Annotated in this window: 12 protein-coding genes; 7 read left to right on the plus strand and 5 right to left on the minus strand. The window is 48.7% G+C overall.

Annotated features, from left to right (window positions below; all coding sequences use genetic code 11):
- Nucleotides 1-606: 606 nt before the first annotated feature.
- Nucleotides 607-1,254 (minus strand): peptidylprolyl isomerase, encoded by a 648-nt coding sequence (locus ACOJTG_RS21715; protein ID WP_420155724.1) that lies wholly within the window; start codon nt 1,252-1,254, stop codon nt 607-609.
- 8 nt (nt 1,255-1,262) lie between these two features.
- Nucleotides 1,263-2,900 (minus strand): adenine deaminase, encoded by a 1,638-nt coding sequence (gene ade, locus ACOJTG_RS21720; protein WP_420155725.1) that lies wholly within the window; start codon nt 2,898-2,900, stop codon nt 1,263-1,265.
- 246 nt (nt 2,901-3,146) lie between these two features.
- Between ade and cmk the strand changes: the two genes are divergently transcribed.
- A complete protein-coding gene (gene cmk, locus ACOJTG_RS21725; protein WP_420155726.1) occupies nt 3,147-3,833 on the plus strand; it encodes a (d)CMP kinase in 687 nt (228 codons plus the stop codon).
- A 209-nt stretch (nt 3,834-4,042) separates the two neighbouring features.
- Here the strand turns inward: cmk and ACOJTG_RS21730 are convergent, their stop codons facing one another.
- Nucleotides 4,043-5,953: a M14 family metallopeptidase gene (locus tag ACOJTG_RS21730; RefSeq protein ID WP_420155727.1), complete on the minus strand. Its 1,911-nt coding sequence runs from the start codon at nt 5,951-5,953 to the stop codon at nt 4,043-4,045.
- Nucleotides 5,954-6,252: 299 nt separating this feature from the next.
- Here ACOJTG_RS21730 and ACOJTG_RS21735 point away from each other — a divergent pair, with 299 nt between their 5' ends.
- The 5 genes from ACOJTG_RS21735 (at nt 6,253) to ACOJTG_RS21755 (ending at nt 14,110) form a co-directional block, all read left to right on the plus strand.
- Nucleotides 6,253-7,326 (plus strand): NAD(P)/FAD-dependent oxidoreductase, encoded by a 1,074-nt coding sequence (locus ACOJTG_RS21735; RefSeq protein WP_420155728.1) that lies wholly within the window; start codon nt 6,253-6,255, stop codon nt 7,324-7,326.
- A gap of 48 nt (nt 7,327-7,374) precedes the next feature.
- A complete protein-coding gene (locus ACOJTG_RS21740) occupies nt 7,375-10,605 on the plus strand; it encodes a hypothetical protein (RefSeq protein WP_420155729.1) in 3,231 nt (1,076 codons plus the stop codon).
- 168 nt (nt 10,606-10,773) lie between these two features.
- Nucleotides 10,774-11,988, plus strand: a complete 1,215-nt coding sequence (locus ACOJTG_RS21745; RefSeq protein ID WP_420155730.1) for a potassium/proton antiporter — start codon at nt 10,774-10,776, stop codon at nt 11,986-11,988.
- Nucleotides 11,989-12,384: 396 nt separating this feature from the next.
- Nucleotides 12,385-13,227 (plus strand): endonuclease/exonuclease/phosphatase family protein, encoded by an 843-nt coding sequence (locus ACOJTG_RS21750; protein ID WP_420155731.1) that lies wholly within the window; start codon nt 12,385-12,387, stop codon nt 13,225-13,227.
- A gap of 121 nt (nt 13,228-13,348) precedes the next feature.
- Nucleotides 13,349-14,110 (plus strand): class I SAM-dependent methyltransferase, encoded by a 762-nt coding sequence (locus ACOJTG_RS21755; RefSeq protein WP_420155732.1) that lies wholly within the window; start codon nt 13,349-13,351, stop codon nt 14,108-14,110.
- Nucleotides 14,111-14,113: 3 nt separating this feature from the next.
- Here the strand turns inward: ACOJTG_RS21755 and ACOJTG_RS21760 are convergent, their stop codons facing one another.
- Nucleotides 14,114-15,883 carry a hypothetical protein gene (locus ACOJTG_RS21760; protein WP_420155733.1) on the minus strand — a complete coding sequence of 590 codons (1,770 nt, stop codon included), beginning with the start codon at nt 15,881-15,883 and terminating at the stop codon, nt 14,114-14,116.
- 92 nt (nt 15,884-15,975) lie between these two features.
- Complete coding sequence (locus ACOJTG_RS21765; protein ID WP_420155734.1) at nt 15,976-17,655, minus strand: glutamine--tRNA ligase/YqeY domain fusion protein; 1,680 nt, start codon at nt 17,653-17,655, stop codon at nt 15,976-15,978.
- Between the two features lie 170 nt (nt 17,656-17,825).
- Here ACOJTG_RS21765 and ACOJTG_RS21770 point away from each other — a divergent pair, with 170 nt between their 5' ends.
- Entirely contained in the window at nt 17,826-18,662 is an 837-nt protein-coding gene (locus tag ACOJTG_RS21770; RefSeq protein WP_420155735.1) for a universal stress protein, read from the plus strand.
- Nucleotides 18,663-18,679: the final 17 nt, after the last annotated feature.

Raw genomic sequence — 18,679 nt, forward strand, 5'->3', positions numbered from 1 at the left:
AGGTACGATTAAGACAGCTCTGAAGGGATTGCATATTTCAAAGATTATTACATTTCAATTCCAACTGGTACGATTAAGACGGCAAAGAACAAGCCGAAGAAAGTAGTTGATCCGGATTTCAATTCCAGCTGGTACGATTAAGACGTAACTTCGAGGAAGGTCGTCAGCTCTAGGAAACCCAATTTCAATTCCAACTGGTACGATTAAGACTGGTTAAACCAGTCGGCATGTTCACGCCGGAGCTTAATTTCAATTCCAACTAGGTACGATTAAGACGGTAACATAGCAAAGAAGCTCGAAACCATCGAAACATTTCAATTCCAACTAGGTACGATTAAGACCCCTTAAATTACAGCCTAAAAACCCCTTTTCTAATTTCCTGTGATAGTTTTTATTTAACTCCATATATGAAAATAGTCGTCGATCACCAATGGTAGGAAAACCCCTGGCGATCGACGACTGCTAGTAATCAGCTACTTACGAAGATCTTAGTTCAGAACGAAGCCGTTTTTGCCTAGTATGGAGAACTCTCCAAGGTGATCGACGACAAAACTGCCTTTCGAAAGCTTCCGTTAACGGGTACGCACGGATGAAAAGCTTGCTTTTCTAATCCAGTACTTTCATGGAGAACTTCACAATTTCGGTTGGCCGTTCGAAACCGCCGAGGGGCATTTGAGCAATCTTGTCGACAATGTCCAGCCCCTTGGTTACTTCACCGAAAACGGTATACTCCTGATCAAAAATGATTTCGCCTCCTTGCTTCAGGTAAATGGATTTCAGGGCCGGTGGGTACTTGGCCAACTCTTCTTCATTATAAAAAATGCCCTTCGTAACGATAAAAAATTCCGTAGAAGAGGAGCGTTTCTCCGGATTATTGTCCGAGTACCGAGCCATCGAAAGCGTACCCTTTTTATGAATAAGATTGGGCCGGAATTCCGCTGGAACCGTATAGTTCAACTGATCCCGCTGCTCGCCACCCCCCTGAATACAGACGCCTTTGACCAGTCGGTAAAACCCCCGGTCGTCGTAAAAACCGCTGTTGATCATGCGGATAAAATTGGCCCGGTGAAGCGGCGTTTCGTTGTACAATTTGATCTCAATGTCCCCGAACCGGGTATGGATATTGACGCGGTTTTCCGGGTGTTCCTTGCCGTATTCGGTTAAGGTTTGTACAACTTCATCCTGAGGAATTTCGCGGTTTTTACAGGCTGAAAAGACCACTAAGCCGAGGCAAAACAGAAGCAGATTTCGCATGAAAACAATCAGTTGAATACATTGGTAAATTGAAAGCTATCGCCGTTAAACAGTCCTTTGTCACTAAGCTTCAGGCTCGGAATGACCAACAAAGCCATAAAAGAAAGCGACATAAACGGCGACGCCAGCGTACAGCCCAGTTGTTGTTTGGCAAAGGCATCCAGCGTCGCGTATTGCTCGCCCACCCAGTACCCATCTTCGCCGCTCAGAATACCCGCGACGGGCAAGGGTAGGACCAGAGCTTCGCGTTCGTCAACCGCAGCAATACCTCCTTTTTCCTGAATGATCAGATTAACGGCCTGGGCAATGGATTCGTCGTCAACACCCACGGCCACAATGTTATGCGAATCGTGAGCGACGCAGGACGCCAGGGCTCCTTTTTTCAGACCGAAGTTCCGAATGAAGGCTACCGCCGGGGGGACATCCGAGTAGCGATTAATTACGGCGATTTTTAGCACGTCCCGTTCGGTATCGGTTTGGACCAGGTCATTGGTTACGGCAACCGTTTCGTTCAGAGCATTGGTAATCAACTGCCCGTCCAGTACTTCAATCACACGTACCTGAGCCTCATTACCCGAGAATGGTATCTGAAAATCAGCCGGTGACTTTTCGGTTGCCTGAAAGTGATTGATGGGCTCACTCAAATAACTGGGAATGCGGGACTGGCCCAATTCGGCTACGCATTCGCCTTTGATGAACGTTTGTAGAATATTGAAATCCGTCAGGGAATCGACTATAATAAAATCCGCCGAATCACTTTCGCGTAGCTGGCCGACGGGAAGTCGGTAGTGCTCGACGGGATTGAGGCAGGCCATTTGCAGAATTTCAAAGAGGCGATCGGGATACAAAGCCAGGGCCCGTTTGACGAGTAAATTGATATGACCGAGTACCAGTCCGTCAGGGTGTTTGTCATCCGAGCAGAACATGAGGTTGGCGTAATGTTCCGGCAACAGCGGAATCAGAGCATCAAAATTTTTGGCCGCCGAACCTTCCCGAATCAGGATTTTCATGCCGTACTGCAATTTGTCGAGTGCTTCCTCGGCCGTAAAACATTCGTGATCCGTCTGGCAACCCGCCGCAATGTACTGCCGGGCCGCTTCGCCCCGTAGGCCGGGAGCGTGTCCATCGACGGGATAACCCAGTTCCTGAGCAATACTGATTTTGGCCCGCATATCCGGATCGCCGTTGATGACACCGGGAAAATTCATCACTTCCGCAAGGTAACCCACTTCCCGGTACTGACTCAGCAGGTACTCCACGTCGCCAGGCGTTACGACAGCTCCGGCCGTTTCGAAGGGCGTGGCGGGTACGCAACTCGGAGCTCCAAAACAAAAGTGGAAGGGTACTTTTCGGGCACTGTCAATCATCCATTCCACGCCCGGTACACCCAGTACGTTAGCAATTTCGTGGGGATCTGAAACGGTGCCGACGGTACCGTGCGGTACAGCCAGTCGGGCAAACTGGGCGGGACTGAGCATGGAACTTTCGACGTGTACGTGAGCATCCACGAAGCCCGGCATCAGGTACTGAAGCGGAGCCTGGGGATTATCCTGTACCTGACTAATCACGCCGTTTTCAATCAAAATCGTAACCGGACGAATCACTCGACCCGGAATATCAACAAGCTGACCACTGATCTCTGTCATAATACATTCAATTTTCGGATGGAAGTTTACTGTGAGCGGATCAACAGCAATAACCTGCCCTTCTCCGTTTAAACTAATTCAAACTCGGTTCAAACCTGAAACCAAGCATCAAACCCTCAAACATTAAACCTCCACTCGGGTTTACTCAAAAATAGCCCTCCAACGCTGGGTTAAACTTTCTACCTTTGCCAAAGTTCTATACAGAAAGAACTTCCCAGGTGCTTTTCGAAGCAATTTCTGATAAAAATGCCAAAAATAATCATTGCCATCGACGGGTACTCCAGCTGTGGAAAAAGCTCGACTGCCAAATCTCTGGCGGCCCAGCTCGGGTACGGCTATATTGATACCGGAGCTATGTACCGGGCCGTGAGCCTGTATTTTCACCAACACTACGTATCGCGAACGAACCCCCACGAAGTGGAAAAGGCGTTGGCGGATATTCACATTTCGTTTCAGTTCAATCCGGAGAAACGGCTGAATGAAACGTATCTAAATGGTCTGTGCGTAGAGGAGGAAATCCGTAAGATGTACATTTCTCAGATGGTGAGCGAGGTGAGTGCCGTAGTGGAAGTACGTCGGGCGATGGTGGCCCTGCAACAGCGAATGGGCAAACACAAAGGAATTGTCATGGACGGGCGTGATATTGGAACCGTCGTATTTCCGCAGGCGGAGTTGAAAGTGTTCATGACCGCCGATCCACTGATTCGGGCCCAACGTCGGCAGGCAGAATTACTGGAAAAAGGCGAACTGGTAGATTTGAATGAAGTACTCGAAAACCTGACCAAACGCGACCACATCGACATGAACCGCTCGGAAGGGCCGCTCCGTCAGGCTGAAGATGCCCGGGTACTGGATAATTCTAATCTGACGTTTGAAGAACAGGTAGCCTTGATCAAAGGCTGGGCCGACGAGAAAATCGCTCAGGCTTTATAAACGAAAGAAGTCCGTTCTGAAAGAGCGGACTTCTTTGCTTTGATGGGTTTCCGGGCTGATAACCCCGCTGATGCGAGAGAATCTTTTTCAAACCTCACATTCTTCAAACTTTTTCAAACCATAGTAAACCCTGTAATGTTTGAGAAAAGTCCTTTTCAAACCTCACACCCCCTCAAACCCCAATACCTCTCTATTACGAAAGAAAAGCCCTATTTACCAATCGTGATTTCCTTCTCCTGATAGCCGCCCCGCGTAGAGAGGAGTTTAACTTTTGCTTTTATGCTTCCCTTCTGGTTGAGTTTTACCTTGAAAATCGCTTCCTTTTTCTCGCCCGGTCCGGTATAGCCCGCGTAGATGGTTTTGTCAAAGAGAGAAGGTTCCGTAATGATGACTTTAGCCTGAGTATCGCCTTTCAAAAGAGCTTTGTCGAGGTCCAGCATGAGGCGGTCTTCCTGGACAATTTTGATGCGTTGAGCCTGCTCCAGTGCGACGGGTAATTTCCCGGAATTAGTCCAGTTTACTTTGACTTCGTATTCATCCGTACCCAGCGATTTAACCGAAACGTTCGTGAGTTCAATCTGCGGAAGTTCAAAGGCCATGCTCAGATTGAATTTGGCCTGTTTGGAAATCCAGTGTTCAAGTACCGTCGGCGGACCATTCTGAGCAAAAAATTTCGGATGAAAACCGCCAATTTCTACGTCGCCCAGTTGCGGATGCGTAAACTTGGTCCAGGGTTTAAATCCTTTTTTGCCGTTGGCTTCATCGTCCCAGCGAAGGCCGTCGTATTCGTCGTACTGCCCGTCGCCGTCGTAATCTTTCATGGCTCCGCCATTCCAGAGCTCATCCCCGTACCAGATCGAACCGTAATAAAAATAGCCAAAATCCGGACCGTGCCCAAACAAGGGTTCAGGCTTGCTAGGATCACCAGTCATTCGATTCGTTTTGCTCCGGGTGCTGTAGGTATGGTATACATCACCCGCCCAGGGGTAGCCCGTATGAGCCAGCCCGAGACTATCCATGTGGCGATAGATGTCTAGGTCAGCCGGAAACATACTTTCGGTATCTTTTGACGTCGAAGGCGGTCGCAGGTGCATGGGTACCCGCGTATCCATGGAGTTGACGACCGAAATATGTGGATGCCCCAGCAGCCACAGTACCGTCGAGCGGGTTTCCACTTCGCTGAGCGGATAGGCTCCGGCACCACCCTGCGTGTAGCCGCGTCCGGTAAAGTCGCCGCCCTGATCCGGACGCCAGTTTTCGGGGTAATTCCGGTGGTTGTCGAGGCCGCCAATACCGTCTTCATTAAACTTGCCATCCCCGTCATTATCGATCCCTTCCGTATACACCAGCCAGTCACCCTTGCCTTCCAGTACCCGTTTCATCAAGCGTGGATCCCGGGGATCGATGACATAATTGGCTTTCTCCCGTTCATTCGTACTGGCTTTCTTCCGAATCTGATAAATTACGCCGTCACCATCGAGGTCTTCCTCCGGATCTTCGTCCAGCAGGCCATCCCGGTCGTCATCTTTGGGGTGTACCGTACTGCGGTTTCGCTGGGCCGTAAACAGGTACATCGTCGAACCATCAGGGTTATTTTCGGGCCGCAGGTAAATCGTTTTAGTATCCAGCAGCTTGGTGATGGCCGCGTCTTTACCGTAGTTTTCGATCAAATGCTTGGCCATCCATAGTACCGATTCACTACTGGTGACTTCGCCGCTGTGCCGTCCGCCTTCAAAATAGGCTGCTGGTTTGTCGGTATGCTTGCCGGTTTTCTTGTTGGTCAGGGTCATCTGTAGAATGGGTCGACCTTCGTAACTCTTGGCTACTTCGTACAGATCTACGAGGTTGGGATACTGAGCGGCCCAGGTCCGGCACCAGTGATAAATGACGTCCGGCGAATGATACGTGTTGAAATTCAGGGTTTTGCCGGGTTTGTATTCGACTTCCTTAAACTGATGTTTCTTGAAAAAGCTAACCCCATGACGTTCGCCTTTTACGGTGTAAAACTTACTGGTGGTATCCTGTTCCGGCCATTTTTCCTCCGTTCCGTAGTACGACCGCTGGGCGTAGGCAGTGGCTAATTGAGTAAGACATAAAAAGAAAGTAAGGCGTTTTTTCATGCGTAACAATAGAAAAGATTAAGGTTCAAAAGGAAGAAACCCAAGTTTTTTGCGGCTTGATTTTAATGAAAGATTGTCGTTAGGCAAAATGGATGCGACGAATAATATTGAAAGATTATATGGGTAAAGTCAGTAACGTTAGATTTATGTATGGCATGAAGTTTCGTTTGCCATACAATGTTTTAACAGTATCTAGACTTGTTCTGAAAGGATCGACGTGTTTTTCTAAGGACTTCGAAAAAGGCTGTAACAGGGCCGTTCTTTTTGTCGTATTTTGAAGATGTATTTGAATAGTAAGTATGCAAACAGTTGATTACTTGATCGTGGGGCAGGGGATTGCCGGATCGGTACTAGCCTGGACCCTCCGGCAGCGGGGCTACAGCGTACGCGTCATCGATGACCTGCGTCCGTCTTCTTCGCGGGTGGCCGCGGGGATCTGCAATCCCGTCACGGGCCGTAAGCTGTCCAAGACCTGGCTGGCGGATGATTTGTTTCCCTATCTGCATCAGTTTTACCCCGCACTAGAGAAGGAGCTACAGGCATCCTTTTTTTATCCGATTCCGGTGTATCGCCCGTATCAATCCATTGAAGAACAGAACTTCTTCATTGCCCAAACGGCCAATCCGGTCCTGGAAGGGTACATTCGTTTGGCAGAAAATAACGAAGCCTACGCAGGTCTAATCCATAACGCGTTAGGCGGACTCGAAACCCTACAAGCGGCCTGGGTAGATTTGCCTACTTTATTATCGGCCATTCGTAAAATTTTAGTACAGGAAGATTCGTTGGTAGAGACTGAATTTCGATGGGAGGAAGTCGTACCGGGTTCGGATTCCGTTACCTGGCGTACCTACGAAGCCCGTCAGGTCATCAGTTGCGAAGGAGCGTATGGTCGGTTCAATCCGTATTTCAGCTGGCTTCCCTGGGCCGTCGTGAAAGGCGAGATTTTGACGCTACAGCTACCGGAAGAATCCGTACCGGGCATTGTCAACCAAAGCGTCTGGATACAACCCCAGGGGGCGGGCGTGTACCGGGCCGGAGCCACCTACGAATGGAACGACCTCACCTGGGAGCCTTCGGAAAAAGGGCGGGCGTACCTAACGGAAAAGCTGAACAAGCTGCTTCAGGTACCCTACCAGATTCAGCAACAGGTAGCTGGCATTCGTCCAGCTACGCAAGGACGCAGACCGTTTATCGGTCTTCATCCGGTGTATCGCAGTATTGGAATCTTTAATGGATTAGGCTCTAAAGGCACCTCGATGGCACCCTTTTTGGCTAAACAATTCGCTGATTTTCTGGTTCATACGAAAGAACTGGACCCCGAAGCGAATATCCAGCGATTCCATTCGTTATATTTCAGCAAAATCAACGAATAACTGTATGCTTCTGTGGGTGAGTATATAGAGTAGATCCAGCCCTACACCATGAATTGGACCAATACTGTTAAAGTTTCTTTATTGAGTGGAATCCTGCTGGGAGCGGCTACTAGCCAGGCCCAGGTATTCATGCCTTCCATGGAGGAATTCGGGAAGAATCGAATCCAGCGGGAACGCTTTGAATGGCAGGTTTACACCACACCTAACTTTGAAGTATACTTTCACGGAAACAGCCGCTCGCTGGCGACGTATACGGCTCAAATGGCCGAGTCGGAATTCGATCGAATTACCGATATTCTGAGCTACACGCCCTACAGCCGTACCAAGATATTTCTGTACGACTCGCCCAGCGATCTCAAGCAAAGCAACATCGGGGTCTCGCTAAATTCTGAAGCAGCCATTCGGGAGGAAAACCTTTCCAAATCCCGCGTACAGATTGCTTTTACGGCCGATCATATTGCCTTTCGGCAGAAGTTAGCCAAGGAAGTATCTTCGGTGTTTGTATACGACATGCTCTACGGCGGCAGTCTGAAAGACGCATTGCAAAGTCAGTTGCTGCTGTCGCTGCCCGAATGGTTCATTTCGGGAATCACGGCTTACGTAGCCGAAGGCTGGAGCCGCGAGCTTGACGATTACATGCGGGATGTAGCCCTGAATAAGAAATTCAAGAAACCCGCTCACCTCAGCGGACCCGAAGCAACCCGCGTCGGACAGTCGATCTGGAACTTTATTGCGGAGCGTTATGGTCGGGATAATATCTCGAATATTCTCAATCTGACCCGGATCATCCGTACCGAACAAACCAGTATTTCCAGCACCCTTGGTATTTCCTATAACCGTTTCCTAAGCGACTGGCGGGACTATTACACGCAAATGGCCACGTCTTCCGCTGCGGCTTTCAAGAGTCCTTCCGGTAGTACGTTAGCCAGCTATCCGCTCTTTACGGGTCATAAAATCGAACAGGTAAAGCTAAGCCCCAATCGGCAGTGGATCGCCTATTCGGTCATGGATAACGGACAGTACCACGTGTATCTGACTGATACGCAGGGGCAGCAAAAAACGCAATTATTGAAAGGTGGCGACCGTTTTCTAACGCGGGAACTACCCGTATCGGCACCCTTACTGGCTTGGCAGGATAACGGTACGCTGAATGTGCTCGAACAAAAAGATGACCGTACCCTGTTGCATCAGTTCGTGGAGAGCGAGAAGAAAGGCTTACGCCTGAAAGCTCGCCGGACGGTACGCGGCTTTACTCAAATTGCCGGATTTGACATCTCGCAGGACGGCTCGGTACTGGCCATCAGTGGCGACCGTAAGGGACAAAACGATCTTTTTCTGTACAACCTGAGTCGGAACTCGGTACTGCAACTCACCAACGATTTGTACGACGATCTGACGCCTGCCTTCGTGGGCCGTTCGACGACCCGCGTACTTTTTGCTTCTAACCGGACCAACGATACGCTTTCAACGGCGGCTCCCAAAACGCTGCCCAATCGTTTTAATCTGTACCTACACGACGGTAATCCACGGAGTCAGGTGTTGGAACGGTTGGCAGATCAGGCCCTGCAACCCATGGCCGCCAACGGCGAACGACTGTTCTACCTGAGTGATCAGCAGGGGATTCAAAATCTGTTCACGTATGACACGACCTCGCGGCAAGCTCGACCCCTGAGTCAGTTTGTCGAAAGCATGACGGCCTACGATTATCACCCGAGCAGTGGAGCACTGGCGTATGTAAGCATTGAAAATGGTCGGCAGGCCGTGAAATTCTTGCCTCGACTTGCTCCCGTAGAGGCCAGTGAAACAGCGGCTACCGGACGGAGTATCCGAATGAACGGCGGCGTAGCTCGTACCAACCAGCCCGCCAGTGGTGCCACCGATCCGACTAAAGCTCCCGTGGGTGTGGGGACGCCTTCGCGACTCAATTCCCTGCGACCAGGTGAGATCGATACGGATAATTATCAGTTCGATCTGGAAGGACTGAAAGTAACGGAACGCCGTACCGACAAGCCTTCGTCTTCACCACGGGTCATTACGAACTCCCGGAGTCGAACGACCGTAGTACGCCGCGATGCCACGCGTTTGAAAGGGCCAACGGCATACAAGGATGTGTTCGTGGTGAATAATACCAATAACCAATTTTTGGTTTTGCCCTATCTGGTGAATCAAAGTGGCTTTGGTTGGCAGAACACCATTACAGTCAACGACTTACTCGAAAATAACATCATCAAAGGCGGACTATTCATTACGCCGACCTTCCGGACCAGCGAGATTTTTGCCGAATATCAGTATCTCGTTCACCGAATTGACTTTAGTGCCCGCTTTGATCGTCGAGCCTTTACCGATGGTTTTCCGGCTTCGGGACTTTTTACCAAGTACCGCTATAACCGACTTACACTCACGGCTTCGTACCCCTTTACGGAGGCGTTGCGAGTATCGGCTTCTCCCATGTATACCCGCCTGAATCGCGTGGATGGCTCGCAGGGCGGCATTGGTTTACCCGACGCGGTGTCCAGCTTTGTCGGATTACAGGGTGAAGTAGTGTATGACAATACGCGAAGCAGTGGTATGAATCTGCTTGAGGGAACCCGGGTGAAACTGCGGGCTCAACAACAGCAGGGGATGCGGTCAAACGCCGAAAGCTTCTTCAAGATTACGCTCGATGCCCGTAACTATACCAAAATCTACCGGGATCTTACCTTAGCCACTCGTATATCGTTTGGTCACTCAGGTGGACAGGCTCCCAAGCAAAGCATACTCGGTGGAATCGATAACTGGATTCCTTTCGGTACGGTACGGGAAGTGCGTAACGCCGAAAACCCCCTGAATCCGCTTAATATGGATTACCGTAATGTATTCTTTACGGATTTCGTTACGCCTTTGCGGGGTTTCCGGATGAATAAATTGTCGGGCGAAAGCTACGCATTGTTCAATGCTGAATTACGCTGGCCGGTATTTAAAGTACTAAGCCGTGGACCGCTTACCTCTACGTTCCTGCAAAACTTCCAATTGACTGCCTTCACGGATATTGGTACTGCCTGGACGGGAAGTGGACCATTTAGTCGGCAAAATAGTTTGAATACCGAGATTATTAATCCGCAGGGAAGTCCTTGGTACGCGACCGTCAATAATTTCAAAAATCCGTATCTGATTGGGTATGGCGTAGGCGTGCGGACCCTGTTCCTGGGGTACTACGTAAAAGGGGACTTGGCCTGGGGGGTTGAAGATACGGCCGTGCAAACACCTATTTTCCACGTTTCACTAGGTTACGACTTTTAATAACGTTTGACACTGACAAAGAAGCAGCTCTCCATCGGGGCTGCTTTTTTTGTTAGAATTAGGTGGGGGATTGAAGCCCCGACGTATGAATTACTGACCACTGAAATAAGGGAGTTTGAGTACTGGCACAGCTTTTACGGCTTATGAATTAATCCCAACCCTGAATTTATGACGCTTACGTTTCCGCTGATCTGCTTGTTGCTCGGCTTTTTCCTGTTTTTTGGCATTATCCTAACCAAATCATCGCATCGTTTTGGGGTACCTAGTCTAGTGATGTACCTGGCTTTAGGTATTTTTTTAGGGAACGGTGGCCCCTTTGATTTCATCTACGATTACCCCGAATTTACCCATTCCTTCAGCAATCTGGCCCTGGCCATTATCCTATTCATTGGTGGGCTGGAAACGGACTTTCGGCATATCAAACCGATTCTGGGCCGAGGGCTGGTCTTGTCCACCGTAGGCGTTTTGCTGACGGCGGGTTCGGTAGCGTTGTTTCTGCACGTCGCTTTTGGCATTCGGTACTTGGAAGGGTTTCTGATTGGTTCCGTCTTATCCTCCACGGATGCTGCCGCTGTATTCTCCATTCTGAATTCGAAAGGCCTGCGACTGAAAGAAAACATTTCAGAAACCCTGGAGCTGGAATCCGGCACGAATGACCCCATGGCCTTTTTCCTGACGACTATGTTCACCAGTATGCTCCACGAGCCAGAGATTCATATCGGCCCTTGGCTCTGGTTGTTCGTTAAGGAAATGTCCATCGGGTTTCTGGCGGGCGGTGCCTTGGGTTTAGCCACGAGTTTAATTTTACAGCGATTGCAATTAGTGAATCGGGGGATGTATCCGGTACTGATTCTGGCGACGATTCTGATTGGAATCGGAGCTTTGATGATGTGGCACGGCAATGTACTACTGGGCATGTACGTAACCGGTATGGTGATCAGTAGTCACCGCGAAAAATGGCTGGGCCGAAAGGAAACGTACCTTTTCTTTGAAAGTATTTCCTGGCTGATGGAAATCAGTTTGTTCGTACTGCTGGGCTTACAAGTATTTCCGCGTAACATGGTAGCTTACCTGCCCCAAGCCCTTATCGTTTGTCTCTTCCTGATTCTGATTGCCCGACCGCTCAGCGTCTTCGTATCACTGGCTCCGTTCAAGGCTAGTTTACAGAAAAAAGTGTTTGTAAGCTGGGTGGGATTACGGGGAGCAACGCCCATTGTGTTTAGCCTGATTCCACTCATTGCCCGCGTACGGATCGCCGATGTTATTTTCAATATCGTCTTTGCCGTGGTGTTGATTTCTGTACTGCTGCAGGGAACAACGCTGGGCTGGCTGGCGAATAAATTAGGGCTGAATGAAGACCAGCCCGCCTCCAGCCAGCTATAAGTAAAGCAATCGTTGATTCGCTCAATCGATTAGTAAATTCCTAATAAATCGATACGCTGCGTGTCGTTTTTTAATGATTTACCGACTGAAATTAATATTCTAGTAATAGTCTTCCTGCCGAGTAGGCATACTTTTGCAGCACCTTAAGGGTAAACATTGTGGTGAATTCGTAATGGCTTTCCAACGATTCTGGCTAGGCTGAACAACATTCTGCGTCGTTGGAAAGAAAAATGGGGTTGCAGGCCCTGTTCCCAAAGATGATCGCCAAATGAACCCGGCTTTGGGACAAAATCCGGCTGGTAAGGGGCGGTTTCCGGTTTTGCTCGTAAGTTTACTTTCGTTTTAGCGGCTTCTGACCGAATCACGGCGGCGGCCGATTCGTAATCTCTCTATGCAATGAAAAAAGTACTCTTTACCTTTCTGGCTGCGGTGTGTATGCTCTCGGCCACGTTTGCTCAGAAAAACAACGCCATTACGGTTGCTTCCTACAACATTCGATACAATAATCCCGGCGACGGCGAGAATGCCTGGCCCAATCGTAAAGACAATCTGAAAGCTCAGGTTCGCTACCATGATTTTGATGTATTTGGAGTACAGGAAGCTTTGGTGGGTCAATTGAAAGACATTGCCGAAGGCAGCGGATACACGTACTTTGGAGCAGGTCGGGACGACGGAAAAGAAGGAGGTGAACACTCCGCGATTTTCTACAAAAAAGACCGTTTCAAAGTACTGGATTCGGGAAATTTCTGGCTGAGCGAAACGCCCGAGAAGCCCGGTAAAGGCTGGGATGCAACCTGCTGTAACCGCATTTGTTCCTGGGTGAAATTACAGGATCAGCAGACCAAAAAGCAGTTTTACTTTTTCAACGTACACTTTGATCATGAGGGCGTTGTCGCTCGTCGGGAATCGGGTAAGCTGATGGTGAAAAAGATCAAAGAGATTGCCAAAGGGGCACCAACCATCTGTACGGGAGACTTCAACTCCACGCCCGAAACCGAGCAGATCAAGGAAATGCAGACCTTACTGAGCGATTCCCGCGAAGTAACTAAAATGCCCCCGTACGGTCCAGTAGGCACGTTTAATGCCTTTAAATTCGACGCTCCCATGAAAGACCGGATTGATTATGTCTTTACAAGCAAGTCCATTCAGGTACTCAGTTACGCTACGTTTAATCAATCCTTGAATCAACGTTATTTTTCTGATCACCAGCCGGTGGTCGTGAAAGTGGTTATTCAATAAAGTAAACGCTTGATTTGAAAGAACTTCCCGACCTGGTTTGGGAAGTTCTTTTTTTATGAGCCGATTTCCGGCGGAGTAAGCTTTATTCTTTTTCTTTGCGACGAACCTTAGTAACGGACGAATGAGTCATTCTGCGTACACCCCCGAGCAACTGGAAGACATGTTGGGACGCCATCGAAAAAAATGGCACGAAAAGAAAATTCTGCGGATCATTTATTCCGAGTGGTATCAGATGATTCTCAAGGATTTGAGTCCCGTATCCGGTCCGACCGTAGAGCTGGGGGGCGGGGGTGGTAATTTCAAGGAGTTTAAACCCGATGTGATCACGTCCGATATCGAGCCGCATCCCTGGATCGATCTGGTTTTCGATGCTCATCAGATGCCTTTTCAGGCGGGAGAAGTCAGTAATTTGGTGATGGTGGATGTACTACACCATTTGTCGAATCCAGTCCATTTTCTGGAAGAAGCCTATCGGGTATTACAGCCGGGCGGGCGTCTGATCATGCTAGAGCCGTATCCGTCGCCGTTTTCGCTGCCCATATACCGGAAGTTTCACCCCGAACCTTTCATCATGGACGTGGATTATTTTAGCAAAACCGGGATCGATCAAAAAGACCCCTGGGACGCCAATCAAGCCATTCCGTACCTACTGTTTTACCGGGATCGAAAAAAATTTGAAGAGCGATTCAAAGGCCGTCTCCAGATCAAACAGCAAAACCGCTTAAGCTGCCTTCTGTACCCCGCTTCGGGTGGTTTCGAAAACAAATCTTTCATTCCGGACGGTCTGATTCCGCTATTCCAGTTTGCCGAAAAAATGCTCACGCCGGTACGATCGTTGCTGGCCTTTCGGTGTTACGTGGTATTGGAAAAGAAGGCTAATTAATCGTTAAGGAATCGGTTGATAAATTTTATAAACCAAGGCTCCCCGGTGGCTCAAAGCCAAAACTTTATGATAGTTGGGGTAGGAAGGTCCCGTCTGATCGGGACTTAAAATCAGGTAATCGTAACGTACCGGCAGGGGCTGGTTCATGTCAAGGAGTAAGGAATCAGCGGACTGTACGTCTTTTTCGAGCAGAATCATGTGGAGCATGTGGTACTCGCTCACGAAGATCCGTTTCGGTGAAGTACGCACGAATTGCCGGGCCAATTGCTGAGTGGTCCGGGATAAATTTCCGGATCCTGGAAAATATAAATTGGAGATCGCATCCTGATACACGCGGAAGCTGTAGATGGAAAGTACAAGAAGTTCGATCGTCATCCCGATCAAAAGGAATTTGGGTGGTACGTTCGCCCGTAAGAGTTGATACAGAAAATTACCCAGAGCCAAGCTTAACCACACGCCCAAATACGTCCATACCCGACCTCCGGGAATAATCCCCTGCAACGCTACGACGATCATTCCCCCTAGGATTCCACACAGAAAAAGAATCGCCCAGGAGTTATCCGCTAAAGAACGAAAGAATGCTTGGCTACGGTACCGATAACCCACGATCATAACCGCGAACAGAATAAGAACGAAAGTAATTTGCTGCCAGAAAAGCAGGCCATGCCAGCGTCGTAAGAAGGTCTTCTGGTAGACATTCGTAATAATTTCGAAAATACTGAGCTTCTCAAAGAAACTATTGGCCTGAAAAAGTACGTCCCAGCCATTGAATAAGAAGATGGGCAGGTACAGAAAGAAGATTCCTAAACCAATGGCTAATCCCGTCCAGATGATTGCTGGGAAGTGCTGATACTGCCGATTTTTCAGGAGTGTATAAGCAATAAACAGAAGCAAACCCAAGAAGGTATAAATGTACACGGGAATCGTATAGGCCCCCAAAACCGTACAAAGAATCAATAGATGCAGGTAAAAAGGCTGGAACGATTTCAACCAGGCTCGTACGCTAAAGGCCGAGAGTAAAGCCAATAAACTAATAAGAGTATAACCCCGTCCGTGGTGAGCAAATTGGCTACTCAATGGTAGGATCAGGACCGTCAGCGTGGTGAAGAGGCTGCAAAGCAGTCCCCATTTTTTCAGACTGTAGGTATACACCAGCACTAAAGTCAGCAGAAAATAAATCAGCGAAACGCCACGAATCAAAATGAGAGGATTGGTCAGGGACGTATCGAGTAAAGCATTGATCAGGTTATAAAAAACGTGATTATTGCCCTTCTGGTAGTACACCAACGTGAGCAGGAAGCCGGGTTTGCTACAGTTATAGTACGAGTAAAGTTCATCAATGTAAGGAGCATACTGGGTTAGGTAATAGATCCATCGGAAAATAGCCAGAGCGAGTATCCCCAGTAAGAAAAGAGCACTGAGTCGATGCTGCAGAAAAACGGTACGCAGGGAAACAAAACGAGTCGTTGCCGTATGAATAAAGCTAGGAAAGGAAAAATTCAGCTTCTTTAAGCAGAAAAGAAAAGCCACCAGAGTTACGAGTCCGTAGCCGAAGAAAAATAAAGAAAAATGATTATACCGATCTTCCGTTAAGTCCAGGGGGAGCAGATGAATAGCCGGAACGGCTGCGTACCGAGTAAGTATCCAGCGGATGGCTTCCGGATACGTATAATCGCTGGTAAGTTTAAAGAGTAGGGCAGAAAGACTAACGAAAAGAAACAAAATTCCTAAGTCCCAGCGGGTGATTTTTACTAGAGGGGGAGCTTGTCGCATTACTTTTAAATGTAATTACGTCATAAAGAAACGAGTCCCTAAATTAAGTAGTTACGCTTAACTTAGGAACTCGTTTGTATAGGAATAGGATATTATTTCTTCTTCTGGTCTTTAGCCCAGGAGTCTTTCAGACCTACGGTACGGTTAAAAATCAGACGATCTTCTGTCGAATCGGTATCCAAATTGAAATAGCCCTTCCGCAAAAACTGATACGCTTTACCACTGGCCTCCCGTAGGCTAGGTTCGGCGAAGGCCTGTACCACTTGCAGTGAATTGGGGTTCAGGTGATCTTTGAAATCGCCTTCTGCTTCCGCTAAATCTTCCACCTGGAACAGACGGTCGTACAAGCGTACTTCTACGGGTACGGCATCTGCCGCGTTAACCCAGTGAATCGTACCTTGTACTTTCAATCCAGACGTATCCGAACCAGATTTACTTTCCGGAACGTAGGTACAGTGCAGTTCGGTTACTTTGCCTTCGGCGTCTTTCACTACCTCGTTGCATTCGATAATGTACGCCCCTTTCAGTCGTACGCGATTGCCGGGAGCCAACCGGAAGAATTTCTTCGGCGGATTTTCCATGAAATCTTCGCGTTCAACCAGAATTTCGCGGGAGAACGTGACGGCCCGATTGCCTTCTTCGGGGTTCTCAGGATTGTTTTCAATCGAAAGCTCCTCCGTTTGTCCTTCTGGATAGTTCGTGATGACTACTTTGATCGGATCGGGATCAAGTACAACCATGACCCGCGTGGCCGTTTTGTTCAACTGTTCACGTACGCAAAATTCCAGTAAGCCGACATCAATCAGGTTGTCACGTTTGGCTACGCCGATACGCTCGCAGAAATCGCGAATGGCTTCGGGCGTATATCCCCGACGACGAGCACCCGAAAGTGTGGGCATTCGCGGATCGTCCCAGCCTGCTACATGTCCTTCTTCGACTAATTGCTTGAGTTTCCGCTTGCTCATCACCGTATAGGTTAGGTTCAAACGGGCAAACTCGTACTGGTGGGAGGGGAAAATATCTAATTTCTCAATAAACCAGTCGTACAACGGACGGTGCGGAATGAACTCCAGCGTACAGATGGAATGAGTAATGTTCTCAATCGAATCCGATTGCCCGTGAGCAAAATCGTACATTGGATAGATGCACCATTCGTTGCTCGTCCGGTGGTGGTGGGCGTGTTTAATACGGTAAATCACCGGATCGCGGAAGTGCATGTTAGGCGAAGCCATGTCGATTTTGGCCCGCAGTACCCGACTGCCATCCGGAAATTCACCGGCTTTCATTCGCTCAAATAAATCCAGATTTTCTTCGATTGAACGATGCCGGAACGGACTTTCCTGGCCGGGTTCGGTGGGAGTACCTTTCTGGCTGGCAATGGCCTCTGCTGTGGAATCATCCACGTAAGCCAGGCCCAACTGGATCAATTTTTTTGCAAATTCGTACAGCTGAGCAAAGTAGTCGGAAGCGTATAGTTCTGCGGCCCAGTCAAAGCCAAGCCAGCGAACGTCCGCCTTGATCGAATCTACGTATTCGGTATCTTCCGTAATCGGATTGGTATCATCAAAGCGTAAATTGGTTTGTCCGCCGTATTTCTGGGCTAATCCAAAATTCAGACAAATGCTCTTGGCGTGACCTAGGTGTAGATACCCGTTTGGTTCGGGTGGAAAACGCGTCAGGACACGGCCTCCGTTTTTATTTTCACGGAGATCGTTTTCAACAATTTCTTCTAAGAAATTTAGGGACTTAACTTCTTTGGTCTCTTCCGTCATACTCGGTGCGGCTCGTTTGGAAAGGCGAAAATAAAAACCTTCCTGTAATTTAATATGAAAAGGGTCATCACTATACCTGATTTTCGTGAAATGATGACAATTTTTTAACCTGTTACCTTTGTCTTGCTAACAAAAAAGTATTCATTTCGGCTCGTTAATCCTCAACTTCTATGAAAAATATTCTTGTCGCGGTTGATTTTACCGAAAATTCACGGCCTGCTCTTGAATCCGCAATTTTCCTGGCTTCTAAAAGCGGAGCAGCGTTACACGTCCTGCATACGTATCTACCGGTTTACCCGATGACCGAAACCGTAAGCGGTCCGCCCGTGACGGTGGAGTGGGAGGAAACCTATCGGCTTTCCGCCCAGACCCAACTGGATGCACTGACCGAAGAAATGCGGGGCCGGGGCCTGGCTCCGGAAATTTACCTTGAACTCGGCCCCGTAGGACCCGTAGTCAAGGATATGGTAGAATCCCACGCCATTGATCTGGTCATTTTGGGTCGGAGTGAATCCGATAGCTGGCTATCCGACTTATTTGGCAGTACCGCTACGCAGTTGGTGAATGATTTGACCGTACCCCTGCTGATGGTGCCGTCGGAGTTTTTGCAACGTGGATTTACTAAGATTGCCTACGCTACACAGCTTGAGTTTACGGAAACGCACGTACTGAAGGATTTGTATCGCTGGGCGGATTACATGGGAGCAACGGTACAGATTATTAACGTACAGGCCAATCACGAGCCTAGTGTTAACTCCGATGAAGAACTGATGGACGAAATTCGAATGGCGTTTCCCGACCGTCATACTACCGTATTGCAGCGAAAGGCGGACTCCGTAGAAGAGGGCATTCAGGAATTGCTGCACGATACGGAAGCCGATTTGCTGGTGATGAGTTCCCACCACCGAAATCTGTTTACGCAGATCGTGAATCCCAGTAAGTCTAAAAAGCTATTGCTACACAGTCCAATTCCTACGCTGATTTTTCCGCTGGGCCGACTGGATTAAGGGTGGTATGCATAAAA

Source organism: Siphonobacter sp. (genome assembly GCF_048595215.1).
In the GTDB taxonomy this organism is placed as follows: domain Bacteria; phylum Bacteroidota; class Bacteroidia; order Cytophagales; family Spirosomataceae; genus Siphonobacter.

Bases quoted from the DNA above. Each gene is read 5' to 3' on its own strand.
- ACOJTG_RS21715 (WP_420155724.1), bottom strand. From the start codon at position 1,254: ATGCGAAATCTGCTTCTGTTTTGCCTCGGCTTAGTGGTCTTTTCAGCC.
- ade (WP_420155725.1), bottom strand. From the start codon at position 2,900: ATGACAGAGATCAGTGGTCAGCTTGTTGATATTCCGGGTCGAGTGATT.
- cmk (WP_420155726.1), top strand. From the start codon at position 3,147: ATGCCAAAAATAATCATTGCCATCGACGGGTACTCCAGCTGTGGAAAA.
- ACOJTG_RS21730 (WP_420155727.1), bottom strand. From the start codon at position 5,953: ATGAAAAAACGCCTTACTTTCTTTTTATGTCTTACTCAATTAGCCACT.
- ACOJTG_RS21735 (WP_420155728.1), top strand. From the start codon at position 6,253: ATGCAAACAGTTGATTACTTGATCGTGGGGCAGGGGATTGCCGGATCG.
- ACOJTG_RS21740 (WP_420155729.1), top strand. From the start codon at position 7,375: ATGAATTGGACCAATACTGTTAAAGTTTCTTTATTGAGTGGAATCCTG.
- ACOJTG_RS21745 (WP_420155730.1), top strand. From the start codon at position 10,774: ATGACGCTTACGTTTCCGCTGATCTGCTTGTTGCTCGGCTTTTTCCTG.
- ACOJTG_RS21750 (WP_420155731.1), top strand. From the start codon at position 12,385: ATGAAAAAAGTACTCTTTACCTTTCTGGCTGCGGTGTGTATGCTCTCG.
- ACOJTG_RS21755 (WP_420155732.1), top strand. From the start codon at position 13,349: ATGAGTCATTCTGCGTACACCCCCGAGCAACTGGAAGACATGTTGGGA.
- ACOJTG_RS21760 (WP_420155733.1), bottom strand. From the start codon at position 15,883: ATGCGACAAGCTCCCCCTCTAGTAAAAATCACCCGCTGGGACTTAGGA.
- ACOJTG_RS21765 (WP_420155734.1), bottom strand. From the start codon at position 17,655: ATGACGGAAGAGACCAAAGAAGTTAAGTCCCTAAATTTCTTAGAAGAA.
- ACOJTG_RS21770 (WP_420155735.1), top strand. From the start codon at position 17,826: ATGAAAAATATTCTTGTCGCGGTTGATTTTACCGAAAATTCACGGCCT.